Origin of the sequence: Liquorilactobacillus sp. (assembly GCF_047719775.1) — a bacterium.
GTDB lineage: Bacteria > Bacillota > Bacilli > Lactobacillales > Lactobacillaceae > Liquorilactobacillus.
This window is the reverse complement of the sequence record NZ_JBDNTS010000011.1, coordinates 30,868-43,663: the sequence shown is the minus strand read 5'-3', so window position 1 is coordinate 43,663 and position 12,796 is coordinate 30,868. Positions and strand designations below refer to the sequence as shown.

General features: G+C 35.5%; 8 protein-coding genes. 1 reads left to right on the top strand and 7 read right to left on the bottom strand.

What is annotated here, in order from left to right:
* Positions 1-351 precede the first annotated feature (351 nt).
* The 7 genes from icd to ABF682_RS07240 form a co-directional block, all read right to left on the bottom strand.
* The gene (gene icd / locus ABF682_RS07270) at positions 352-1,629 is read right to left on the bottom strand and encodes an NADP-dependent isocitrate dehydrogenase (RefSeq protein WP_415619405.1); all 1,278 of its coding nucleotides are present in this window, start codon (positions 1,627-1,629) and stop codon (positions 352-354) included.
* 13 nt (positions 1,630-1,642) lie between these two features.
* Positions 1,643-2,725 (bottom strand): citrate/2-methylcitrate synthase, encoded by a 1,083-nt coding sequence (locus tag ABF682_RS07265; RefSeq protein ID WP_289980481.1) that lies wholly within the window; start codon positions 2,723-2,725, stop codon positions 1,643-1,645.
* A 28-nt stretch (positions 2,726-2,753) separates the two neighbouring features.
* Complete coding sequence (gene acnA, locus ABF682_RS07260; protein ID WP_415619404.1) at positions 2,754-5,363, bottom strand: aconitate hydratase AcnA; 2,610 nt, start codon at positions 5,361-5,363, stop codon at positions 2,754-2,756.
* A gap of 600 nt (positions 5,364-5,963) precedes the next feature.
* Positions 5,964-7,427: a glycoside hydrolase family 1 protein gene (locus tag ABF682_RS07255; RefSeq protein ID WP_415619403.1), complete on the bottom strand. Its 1,464-nt coding sequence runs from the start codon at positions 7,425-7,427 to the stop codon at positions 5,964-5,966.
* 20 nt (positions 7,428-7,447) lie between these two features.
* Positions 7,448-8,362 (bottom strand): ROK family protein, encoded by a 915-nt coding sequence (locus ABF682_RS07250; RefSeq protein ID WP_415619402.1) that lies wholly within the window; start codon positions 8,360-8,362, stop codon positions 7,448-7,450.
* Between the two features lie 37 nt (positions 8,363-8,399).
* The gene (locus tag ABF682_RS07245) at positions 8,400-9,974 is read right to left on the bottom strand and encodes an alpha-rhamnosidase (protein WP_289980486.1); all 1,575 of its coding nucleotides are present in this window, start codon (positions 9,972-9,974) and stop codon (positions 8,400-8,402) included.
* A gap of 20 nt (positions 9,975-9,994) precedes the next feature.
* Positions 9,995-11,215: an MFS transporter gene (locus ABF682_RS07240; RefSeq protein WP_289980488.1), complete on the bottom strand. Its 1,221-nt coding sequence runs from the start codon at positions 11,213-11,215 to the stop codon at positions 9,995-9,997.
* Positions 11,216-11,354: 139 nt separating this feature from the next.
* Between ABF682_RS07240 and ABF682_RS07235 the strand changes: the two genes are divergently transcribed.
* Entirely contained in the window at positions 11,355-12,482 is a 1,128-nt protein-coding gene (locus tag ABF682_RS07235; RefSeq protein ID WP_415619401.1) for a helix-turn-helix domain-containing protein, read from the top strand.
* Positions 12,483-12,796 lie beyond the last annotated feature (314 nt).

The window sequence follows — 12,796 nt, the reverse complement described above, 5'->3', positions numbered from 1 at the left end:
TCAACAAGTCCTGATTTCAATTATAAACCATAACCTTGCTACGCTAACGGGTATAACCGTCTCATGCTCACTTTCTCAGCTCACAATCGAATTTTCAAAAAGACCATCTTCTCTTGTTTTCCCATCAGCTACTCTCAGCACTGTAACCTCTCTGTTAATGGCTCTTCAAGGTACTCTTCTTCTCATAAGTTTATTATCTTTAACACAAAATTTAACGTAATTTTACCGCTCAAAAATTAGTCTGTCAATCTTTTTTATATGTTTTTACCTTGAATGACCCTTCTTGTGCATTATTTTCATAAGTGAATGTGACATGGACTAACAAACTTTGAGTGCTTAAAAATTAATAAACTAGTCTCTCTTAGTTATTAACTCAATTAAGTAATCTGCAAAGCCGCTTGTCGAAAGTTCGGTGGCTTGTGGTAATACTGCTGCAAAGTCAACTGTGACATGCTGCTTCTCAATCGCAATCGTAACCGCATTTTTAATCTCTAGCGCAACCTTGTTCCACCCAATATACTCAAATAGCATTGCTCCTGAAAGAATTAGTGACGTTGGATTCAGCTTGTTCTGTCCTGCAAATTGCGGAGCCGTCCCATGAGTGGCTTCAAAAATAGCACGCTTAGTCTGATAATTAATATTCGCACCAGGTGCAATTCCGATGCCACCAACTTGAGCAGCCAACGCATCTGAAATATAGTCTCCATTCAAATTCAGAGTTGCGATTACATCAAAATTCTCTGGATGTAGTAAAGACTGTTGAAAGAAATTATCAGCAATAATATCATTGACAAGCACTTTACCATCTTTTTTTGCCTGCAACTGGGCCTCATCAGCAGCAATTTTACCTTGTTTTTGTCTAATTTGATTGTATTCAACACTTGTAAATACTTGCTTTTTAAACTCCACTGCAGCTTCATAACCCCACTTTTTAAAACTGCCTTCTGTTTTTTTCATGATATTGCCCTTATGTACAAGAGTAACACTACCCTTTTTTTGCATAATTGCATAATTAAGGGCAGCCCTTACGATTCTCTTAGATCCCTCACTTGAAACTGGCTTGATTGCAAAAGATGAAGTTTCTGGAAAACGTACTTTATCAATTTGGTGATTATCCTTGAGTAACTGTAATAATTTTTTTGCTCCTGCGGAACCACTTTCAAAATCAATTCCAGCATAGATATCTTCCGTATTTTCTCTAAAAACTGTAATATCAACATTTTCTGGATGCTTGACAGGTGACGGGGTCCCTAAATAATATTGTACAGGTCGGACACATGCAAATAAATCTAGTTCTTGCCTCAATGTTACATTAATCGAACGATGCCCCTCTCCAACTGGAGTTGTCAATGGGCCTTTAATAGCAACCAAATACTTCTTGAGAGTAGTTAATGTCTCCTCTGGCAGCCAAGTTCCACTCTCTTGATAAGAAGCTCCCCCAGCTAAAACCTGTTTCCAATGTACTTGCCGATCATTACCATAAATCTTGTTAACAGCACTATCAAAAACACGCCGTGCTGCTTGCCATATTTCGGGTCCAATTCCATCTCCAGCAATAAATGGAATTATTGGATTGTCAGGTACAATCAACTGCTCGTCGATAATCTTTAGTTTTTCCGGTTGTTTCATTTATAATTCCTCCTTATTTCTTTGAATAATGTTGGTTAGTTGGCCCAACATACTCTGAATTAGGACGAATCAAGCAATTTTCTTGTCGCTGCTCCATAATATGCGCTAACCAACCTGCAGTCCGACAAGTTGCAAAAATCATGGTAAAAACTGATTTATCAAGGCCAATGCAATGGTATATCAAAGCAGTATAGTAATCGACATTTGGATGAAGTCCAAACCGTTCCAGCATGTAGCGCGCAAGTTCTTGCTGAATCTTAAAATAGTGCTCATTTCCTGTTCGCGGAGCTAACTTTGCTGCAATATCTTCCAAAATAAAGGCACGAGGATCTCCATTTTTATAAATTCGATGACCAAAGCCCATTATTTTACGCTTTTTCTTCACTTGGAGTTCAACAAAATCTTTTGGATCGATCTGTTCTCTTTCAATATCTTCAATCATCTCAAAAACACGCTCATTAGCACCACCATGCAGAGGACCTTTTAAGGCAGAAACAGCTGCTGTTAAGCATGAATAATAATCAGCAAAAGTTGAAGCAACAACACGCGCAGTGAATGTTGAAGCATTGAATTCATGATCAGCTTGTAAAATCATAACACTGGAAAACATTTTAGTTAGTTTTGCATCGGGCCGTTTTCCTTTAATCATGTATAAAAAATTCTCAACAACATTCAATTTAGGATCAACATCAATTAATGGCTCATTATCCCTGATTCGCAAAATTGCGGCGATTGCTGTCAGCATTTTGGCTAAAATTTTGGGTGGTTCATCATGCTCAACATCATTTGTTGTTCCTAGAAGTGACGTAGTCGTTCTAAGAATACTCATTGGATGCTGTGGTTCCCTAGCAATATAGAGCAGTAACCGAATTGTTTCAGCTGGTAAAACCATCTTACTAACTAAATCAGCCCGAAAATCTTGAAGTTCTTGTTCACTTGGCAACCTTGTATGCCATAGTAAGAAAACCACTTCTTCAAACGAAGCTTCACTCAACTCTTCAATTGGGTATCCAGCATAAGTTAAATGACCGCCGACTGTGGAACTTATTTTAGTCTGATCGACCACTATGCCTGCCAATCCTCTTGGATAATCCATCCTAATTCCCCTCCTTAATGATGACCCATTAATTCCCAGAAATTCTTTTTCCTAATACATATGGCAAAATTCCATTCGCCTGATAATACTTGATATCAATAGGTGCATCAAACCGCGAAATCACATCAAATTTGATTATTTTATTTGCAGACTTAACTATCACATGCGCACGCTTCCCGTCCAACGTAATTGAGAAACTTTCTGCGCCATCGAGTCCGAGTGACTTTGCATTTTCATTTGGTAAATACTGTAATGGCAAAACTCCCATCATTACCAAATTGGAACGATGAATCCGCTCGAAGCTCTCAGCAATAACTGCCTTAACGCCTAATAACTGAACACCCTTAGCCGCCCAGTCACGAGACGATCCCATTCCATAATCCTTTCCTGCCAAAATTATTGAACCTATTTTTTTGGCACGATAATTCATTGCAGCATCATAAATTGTAGTCTCTTCGCCGGTCAACCAGTCCTTAGTAAAACCACCTTGTTTATCCGGTGTTAATTGATTTTGCAGACGAATATTCGCAAGTGTACCCCTAATCATGACCTCATGGTTCCCGCGCCGTGAACCATAAGAGTTGAAGTCTTGTGGATCTACTCCATGTGCTATTAAATACTTTCCTGCCGGTGTTCTTTGCCCTATGAATCCAGCTGGAGAGATATGATCCGTCGTAATTGAATCACCTAACTTCGCAAGCACTCTCAAATCAGTCAATTTTTTTTCGCTTTTTTCAAATAACGGAGGCGAGGCAAGGTAAGTTGACTTCTCATCCCAATTATAATTAATTGACTTAGTGCTCGGAAGTGCGTTCCAACTTGCATTTTGTTTAAAAATATTTCCATAGTTATTTGAAAATAGACTTGGTTTCAAATAATTGTGAATTACCTCACTTATTTCTTCAGTTTTTGGCCAAAGATCAGCTAAATATACTGGCTTTTGCATCTTATCATATCCAAGTGCTTCCTTACTCAGATCAATATCAAGCGTTCCCGCCAATGCGTATGCGACAACCAATGGTGGTGAAGCTAAATATGTATCTTTAACAAGTGGGTTCACTCGCCCTTCAAAATTACGATTACCACTTTCAATCGCAGCAACTGGATACCCAGTCTCCGCAATTACTTCTTGTACCCCGTCTTTTAACTTTCCTGAATTGCCAATGCAGGTTGTGCAGCCATACCCGACGATATTAAACCCTAAATCATCAAGGTATTCTTGTAGTTTTGCCGCAACAAGGTACTCTGTAACCACACGTGAACCCGGTGCGAAAGAAGTCTTTACATACTCTGGAATCTTCAATCCATTTTCGACAGCCTTCTTAGCCAGCAAACCTGCTGTAATCAAAATTTCTGGATTCGATGTATTTGTACAACTTGTAATTGCAGCAATCCCTAATGCTCCCGGACGCAACCGAAAATCTTTTTCTTCAACACTAACCTCACAATCAGCTAACTCATCATACTTTCTAAACTGCTGCGCAAGCTCGGGTAATTTAACCAGATCCTGTGGCCTTTTTGGTCCGGCAACACTACTTTCGACTTCACTCAAATCCAATTCAACATATTCTGAGTATTTTCTTTCCTGATCTTCTTTTTCTTGATAAATCAAAGAATTTTCTTTAGCATATGCCTCAACAATCTCAATTTGTTCTTTAGTCCGATCAGTCAAACGTAAATAATCTATTGTTTGTTGATCAATGGGGAAGAATCCACAAGTAGCTCCATACTCTGGAGCCATATTTGAAATGGTTGCTCGATTGGCTAACGGCAAATTCTTCAAACCGGGACCATAGAATTCTACAAACTTACCAACAACATTAAATTCTCTTAATAGATGCGTTAAGGTTAACGCTAGATCTGTTGCGGTAGCAGTAGCAGGCAGCGCTCCTGTCAAACGTACCCCCACAACTTGCGGCATTGGAAAGTAAGATTCCTGTCCAAGCATACTGGCTTCGGCTTCGATTCCTCCCACTCCCCAGCCAAGAACACCCAGTGCATTAATCATTGTCGTATGCGAATCAGTTCCCACTAAGGTATCTGGAAACAAAACCGGGACCAAAGCATCGGATTGTCTGATAACCGATGAAAGATACTCAAGATTAACCTGATGAATAATTCCGGTATCTGGAGGAATTACAGAAAGATTATCAAAACTTTCCTGGGCCCACTTCAAAAATAAATAACGCTCCTGATTACGCTTGAATTCTTGTTCGATATTATATGCAAAAGCATCATCATTGCCAGCCATATCAACTTGAACAGAATGATCAATCACAAGATGAACTGGCACGTCAGGATTGATTTCATTTGGATCCTGTCCACGAGCTTCGTACTCCTCACGCATTGCTGCCAAATCAACCAATGCAGGAACCCCTGTAAAATCTTGCAGGATTACTCGTTCTGGTTTATATGGAATATCATGATCATGTTTTTGATCCCAATCCAAAAAGTTAGGTAAGAACTGTCGCATTTCAGCATGTTGATCACTTCTACGTAATGTTAGTTCTAATAAAATTCTAATCGAATAAGGCAGTTCTTGAATCTTTTCGCCGTTGTCCACCATGAATTTATTAATATTATAATATCGATATTTATTACCGCCAATCACGATATTATTGCGATAATTATCTACCATTCTTAAATCCCTCCATCCTTTTTTAACTACATTTTAATTTTCGCTTATTCTAACATAATTTTAATATTGCACAACTCACATTCAATGTTAATTCCTCTTTTTTATTTATTATTTAGAAATATTATCACTTTGAAAATTTGTTAAGTAATTATGTAAGCGCTATTTTTTTGTAAAATTAATATTTTTGACTACTATCCTTACTATTGTTATTATATTTACTTTTCCCACACAAATTATGAATTTAATCTAAACACTCAAAAAATTTATACTTTATTTCAGGTTGCATTCTACTCTAATTCCATTTTTATTTACATACACCACTGAAGCTTTACTTATCATAAAAGTAATCTTGGTTTTAAAACAAAATCATCTTTAATCTTAAAAAGATTCTTTTCGCTTTTTTAAGCCCACTATATTACCAACTTATGTTATACCTTTAGATAATATTACCATCGGACAAACAAAAACCCATTTTAGATTGTTGTATTAATCAATCTAAAATGAGTTAATATCTGAGCAAATTAAGCCCCACATTTACTTTATATAAAACGATAATGGTATCATTAATTTTTTAAATTAGAATTTCATATCTAATAACAGTTAAACACCTTTCCCATTACTTTCAATTACCTTCTGATACCAGTAAAAAGAATCTTTGGGTATTCGCTGCAAACTACCTTTTCCATTGTCATCAAGATCAACATAAATAAATCCATAGCGTTTGCTCATTTGTCCCGTTGAAGCACTTACTAAATCAATACAACCCCAAGGAGTATATCCCATCAAGTTAACACCATCTGCTACTGCTTTCGCCATTGCATGAATATGCTTTTTCAAATAATCAATCCGATAATCGTCATGAATTTTATGATCAGTAGTCAATTTGTCAAAAGCTCCTAATCCATTTTCAACTATAAATAATGGTTTCTGATAACGGCCATAAAGCTCATTTAGTGCAATTCTCAGCCCTGTTGGGTCAATCTGCCAACCCCAATCACTCGTTTGTAAGAATTGATTACTAACACCACCAATTAAATTACCAGCTGATTTAACAGTATCTTGATGAGTAACATCAGTGACACTTGACATGTAATAACTGAATCCAATATAATCTACTGGATATTTTTTCAGCAACTGCAAATCTTGTTCTGTAATCTTCAATCGTTGCGAATCAACCTGATAATCATGAAAGATTCTCGCAGTAGATGCTGGATATTCTCCTCTTACTTGTACATCCGTACAGAAAAAGTTAAAGTCCTGTATTTGCTTCAAATTAGCCCATTGATTTTTGGGATTAGCATCAACAGCATAACTGGTAGCATACAAAATCATGCACCCAATTTGCAAATTCAAATTTACCTGATGTCCAAATTTAACTGCCAATGCACTAGCAACAAATTGATTGTGCCACGCTTGAAAAATATTGGTATAATCATTAGATCCATTACTAGGCATCAATCCTTGGCTCATTATAGGAAAATGAAAAGCGGAATTAATCTCATTAAAAGTCATCCAATAACGAACTTTTTGTTTATATCGCTGTAAAACTACTTTTGCAAAACGTTCATAAAAAGTTATTAACTGCCGATTTTTCCAGCCACCATAATTTTTAACCAAATTCAAAGGTAATTCATAATGAGAAATCGTAATGACAGGTTCAATCTGATATTTCAGACATTCATCAATTAACTGATCATAAAATTTCAAACCTGCTTCGTTTGGCTCAATCTCATCACCTTGTGGAAAAATTCGTGACCACGCAATTGAAAAACGATAACATTTAAAACCCATTTCAGCAAATAATTTGATATCTTCTTTAAAACGCTGATAGTGTTCAATCCCGCGATGATTAGGATACTGGTAACGTTCCTCATCAATCTGTCCATTAAAATCTTTACTACTAGCAACTGTAAGTCGCTGCTTTCCTCCTGGAAGAGCATCGGCAATTGATGGCCCTTTACCATCTTTTCTCCATGCACCTTCTAATTGATTAGCTGCCGTTGCACCACCCCAAAGAAAATTAGTAGGGAAAGCTTCAGATGATATTGCTTTAAAATCAACCATTACATTCTTCTCCTTCTTAATTAATAGCCCGAACTTTTATCTAAGTTTTGCAATAATCCGTAAAGTGCCCCATACAGATTTGCGCTATTTTCAAATTTGGCTTTTTTTATTTTCGGTCGTATCAAAGTCTTCTTTACTAACGGTAAATCTGCCAAAATTTTATCATATTCCTGATTAATTGTTTCAACTAATAATGGTTGGCTGCTGATTCCGCCACCAATTGCATAAGTCGTCAAATCAACTACACTTTGAATATTCAATATTAAATAAGCAACACGTTGACAATATAACCTGAAGATCTTTAAAGCCTGTTCATTTTGTTGCTTTATTTGTTCAAATACCGCAATTCCATCTTTTTTATCGATTAGATTCAAGGTGTTTGCAATTTGCTTTATCATTTCAACAGCTGAGATATCCATCCCCACGAGTTTGGCAATATCTTGCTTTTGATAATTGTTGACCATAAAACTTAACTCTCCAGCTTGAAAATGACTACCAGGCAACAATTGATTGTTAAGAATTATTCCACCGCCAACCCCTGTTCCAAGAATGATTGCGGCTGAATCAGGATGATTTTGTAATGCTCCCAACCACAACTCAGCAAGTGCAGCAGATTTACCATCATTTTCAACTCCGACTGGTAATAATCCAAATTCAGATTGAATCATTTCTTTAAAATTTATTTTATCTAAAAATGGTAATGAACCCCCAAAATAAACTATTCCTTTTTTTGAATCGACTTTCCCAGGGACACTTACAGCTACCCCAAAAATTTCTTTTCGATAATCAGCGATAATTCTTATAAAAATTCGTTTAAATTCTTCAAAATTATTCGGCGTTTCCAGTTGCTTTCTCAAAACTAATTTTCCTGAGTAATCTATCAAGCCATATTTTAGATTTGTTCCTCCAATATCAATACTTAAATAATTTCGCATATAATTCTCTCTCCTTAGCCAAGTTAAACGCTTTAAATCATTTTTTTAAATACTTTCTTAATAAATATGCAGGAGTACAGCTCCATGCATGGCAATAACTATTGATGGCCATACTGTTATACGGGGAAAAGGTTGGCTTTTCAGGTTGAAAGGCTTCCCAAAAAGTATCAGCGCCATACTTGAGCATGCTACCCCAATACTTTTTAATCAAGGTAACAGCAATATCTGAATGCTGTGTTTCAAACAAAGCAGCTGCAATATGATGATACATATACGGCGTAGCAATTCTAGATACTGGGAAGAGCTTCTGTACCGCTTTTTCCATCAAATCATGATTCTTACTTTTAGGCAAAACCTTTGCTAATGCCATCCAAACTTGACTTGCAATATTGACTTCTTTTTTTACCCCGCTCACAAACAATCCCTTTTCTTGGTCGTACAACTGGTTAATTGCAAAGCTTGTTAATTTGTCCAAAATCATACGATATTCAGTTGCGTCAAACGATAATTTATCTGCCAACATTAAAAATTGCTTCAATGCATAAATTAAAATTGCTTGTGCACATGTTGCCTTATCAAATTCTTGAGACCAATCGACAAAAACAGGCCACTGATCATCTAGTTCAACTCGTCCTTGTTGATTTACCAACAATAGTGCCTGATCGAGTTGCTTTCTTGCAAGTGGAAATAAATCTATAAGTACTTCTTGATCATGATAATGTTCAAAATAGTCGCTCAACGCCGAAATGAAAAACAGACTATAATCATAAAGAAAGGTATCATCTGGGATTGGCTTGGTTTTAGTAAAAATATTTGCAGTAATTCTTCCAGTTTGTGTACTCAATCCTCCAAATAAATATAAGCAGCGTTTTACTAATCCTTGATTGTCAAAAGTAATATAGTTGGCTAAAGCTTGTAAACGCAAATCTCCCAACCAAAGACGACGATCACGTTTAGGGCCATCTTCAAAAACATCTTGCATACAATCATGCAACGTCTTACAACTTACCTGATCAATTTGATCCAGCAAAGAATCTCCCGAATTTAATGGCTGTATTTGTTTCATGTCTACTGCGCTTTCAGCTATAAACTGAGGCTTGCTAAACACAGCCTGCCATTTTGGCGACGTATCCATGACTTCAATCATAATATATCGACAAGCATAGCGTCGTGGCAGTTTTAAGATATCAGGTAAAACATCTATATGCAGATATTCTTCGGCGAGCCACGAACTACTCAATAATCCCTTATATTCTTCATGATTGATTCCAATTTCAACTGGTAATTCGGCAAAAACTACATGTAGTGACAAGGGCGCATCCATTGGAGAACCTACTGAATTTATATTAACTTGAAAATGTCCAACCTGGTGATTTCCTAAGTCTAATATAATTCTGTCACCTTTTCCTAGTGCATGCTGATCAATTTCTGCAATCTTTTGTGCAGTTGGAACAGCCCGATATCCGAATAACGCTTGCTCATCTTTAACAATATTAACTATTCTTTCCGGTCTAATCGTTTTATATAATAATTGAGGCTTGGCCAACTCCGCTTTCTTCAATAACTTTGTATCATGATTAAACTTAATAGTTTGATTTATTTGAAATTCCATTTTTTCACACGACCTTTTCCTTATGACAATAGTTGTTTCTGATTTGAATTTATCTTAAGAATCACTATTAATGAAATTATTGCCAAGATAACCATCAAAAACCCGGCATTTAAAATTGCTGTTTTACTGGATTCCCCCAAAATCTCACCTGCATAAGGTGAGATAAACGCACCTAAATTCGAACCAACTAATGCAATTGAAGTATACAAAGGCGCTTTTTTTGGAGAAGAAGTTTCACTAATTCGGTTAAAAATATATGGAATAATCATGGCACCTACAATTCCCATCATGACACATAATATATAAATCAAATCGACTGTCTTTACCATACTAATTAAAGTCATGCCTAATCCAGACAAAACTAACCCCATTGGCAAAATATATTTATGCATAATCTTGTAGCAATATCCAAATAAAATTCCACCTGCCACACTTGCGAAGTTATAGATACTCCATGCATTGCTTGCTTGAGTAGCTGTGCCAATCTTTTCCTCAACAAAATAAGTTGGTAGTTTAATTGCTAAAACCATAATAGCAATCAAAATCAAAAATGTTAGTATAGCTAAAGTCGTAACTAGCAATTTCGAATCTTTTTGGACACTCACACCTTTTCCTTGTGCTGTAGCAAGTTCCTTTTGCTGTTCCTCTTCTTGCAGTTCTACTGCTCCATTTTTTTCTGGATCAGGAACAAAAAAGATAAAAAGTAGCAATGTCGGAATAAATAATAAATATACCCAATAAGCTGCATGCCAATTAATATTTAGTAACTGTCCTGCGAAATATGTCATTAGTGACGTCCCAATCCCAGCTATTGCAGACCGCCATCCCATTAACTTAGCTCTTTCATCACCAAAGAAAAAAACTCCAATCAGACTAATTGCTAATGGATTAGCTAAACCTATTCCTATTCCTAGCACTGCACGTGAAACTAATATTACTGTAAAATTAGTTGAAAATGCAGGAATAACTGAACTAACAGATGCAATTACCAAACCTAAGACTGCTGTTTGTTTTTGCCCAATTTTTCGAACTACAAAGCCACTGACTAACACGAAAACGGTTACAAAAACAGACACAACAGTTGTTATTAATTCAATATTAACTAGCGACACATTAGAAAAATCTTTGCTCATTCCTGGAATGGTTCCCGTGATAACACTTGCAGCTTGCTCAACAATATTTAACGATAACAATGCAATAATAATTAAAATATTTCTAAATGAACTCTTTGATGTTGTCATTAATTTCACTCCCAAATTTTAAAACATATATTAAGATGATCATCTTATATATAGATTATACTTAATTAAAGCGCTTTTAATTGTATAATATTAGCAATATTGGTATTATATTGCACATAATTGAAAGGGGTTCCATAAAATGATAAATGCTTTGCCATTGCTTGAAGAATTTTATCTTTCGTCTAAGCTCTCTATCTTTACTTATAATCAAGTTGGAGAACAAACTGCTCAATTCAAACAGGCAGTATCACCAAAATTTCCTAATAAATTACTTTCCAAAATAAATTTTCACATCACTGAAGGTAGTGTAGAAATCTTTAATACTAAAAACAATGAATGCTTTAGTGTCATCTGCCTTCCTTCTTCGGAACAACGAATAGTAATTTTATGGTGTAATATCCAAACCATTGAAGCCTTAGGCTATTTTCGCGATAGTTTCCCCAGTATTAGCCTCGAACGTTTAATTTCTTATACAAAAGTGCTTTATTTTTGCTTTTTTCAAAAAATAGCTACTTTTGAAAAACCGTTATTTATTAGTGATTCATCTTTCACAAAAAATCAAACTGAGCAATTATCATTCTCACTAAATGAAGTTAATTATCATAATAGTTATTATAAAGAGCAACTAATGCTTGATGCATTGCAAAAAGGCATTTTAGTAGAATTCAGGCCTCGCTTAGCGGATTTTATACAAAGTGGAACATTTGGTGAAATGACTGTTGGAAACGAATTAAGAAATAGTAAAAATCTTTTAATTGCAGCAACAACACTTTTTACACGTGCAGCAATCAAAGGTGGAATGCATCCAGAATCTGCCTACGCTTTAAGTGATCGTTGTGTTCAACGAGTTGAGCGGCTTCAAAAAATTGATAGTATTGTTGAACTAATGCAAGAAATTGGTGAATTGTTTGTAAAAAGAATTCGTGCGGCTCAGAATTTCTCAGATTCTACCTTAATATTTTTAATCCAAGATTATATTTTTAAACACCTAAATGAACACTTGGAACTTGATAAATTAGCCTCAAAATTGGGATATTCAAAAGGTTATCTCTGTCGAGTGTTCAAAAATTCCACTAATCAAACTATTATTGATTATACAAATGAGCAAAAAATTCGTGAAATTCAAAGTGAATTGGTTTTTTCAAATAAAACTATTACAGAAATCGCCGTCAGTTTAGGATTTAACGATCAAAGCTATTTAACAAAATTATTCATCAAAAAGGTCAAAACAACACCTACAGCTTTTAGAAGAAAATATCATATGTAACCTATTACAAAATAATACCCATTTACTTGCCTATTACTACTCTTCACTATACCGAAGAAACAATCTATCCATGATAATGATTTTGGAGACTGCAAAGCTCTATTTACTGGATGTCTATGTTAAAAGTTTAAAATAGCTTCATAATTTTAATTTTGCTTAAATCATCTCTAGCTTTTCCTAAAAAAATAAAACCGGCTAGGTCTTATTTAAAGACTTACCAATTTTTTACTCTTCTAATTCCAAATGACACCACTAATACTTGTAATTGATTGCTTAATGCTACCACTTTACTCATTACCTAATTTTAAATTATA

What these genes read in the sequence shown, in the direction of transcription:
- icd (WP_415619405.1), bottom strand. Translation starts at nt 1,629, where the DNA reads ATGAAACAACCGGAAAAACTAAAGATTATCGACGAGCAGTTGATTGTA.
- ABF682_RS07265 (WP_289980481.1), bottom strand. Translation starts at nt 2,725, where the DNA reads ATGGATTATCCAAGAGGATTGGCAGGCATAGTGGTCGATCAGACTAAA.
- acnA (WP_415619404.1), bottom strand. Translation starts at nt 5,363, where the DNA reads ATGGTAGATAATTATCGCAATAATATCGTGATTGGCGGTAATAAATAT.
- ABF682_RS07255 (WP_415619403.1), bottom strand. Translation starts at nt 7,427, where the DNA reads ATGGTTGATTTTAAAGCAATATCATCTGAAGCTTTCCCTACTAATTTT.
- ABF682_RS07250 (WP_415619402.1), bottom strand. Translation starts at nt 8,362, where the DNA reads ATGCGAAATTATTTAAGTATTGATATTGGAGGAACAAATCTAAAATAT.
- ABF682_RS07245 (WP_289980486.1), bottom strand. Translation starts at nt 9,974, where the DNA reads ATGGAATTTCAAATAAATCAAACTATTAAGTTTAATCATGATACAAAG.
- ABF682_RS07240 (WP_289980488.1), bottom strand. Translation starts at nt 11,215, where the DNA reads ATGACAACATCAAAGAGTTCATTTAGAAATATTTTAATTATTATTGCA.
- ABF682_RS07235 (WP_415619401.1), top strand. Translation starts at nt 11,355, where the DNA reads ATGATAAATGCTTTGCCATTGCTTGAAGAATTTTATCTTTCGTCTAAG.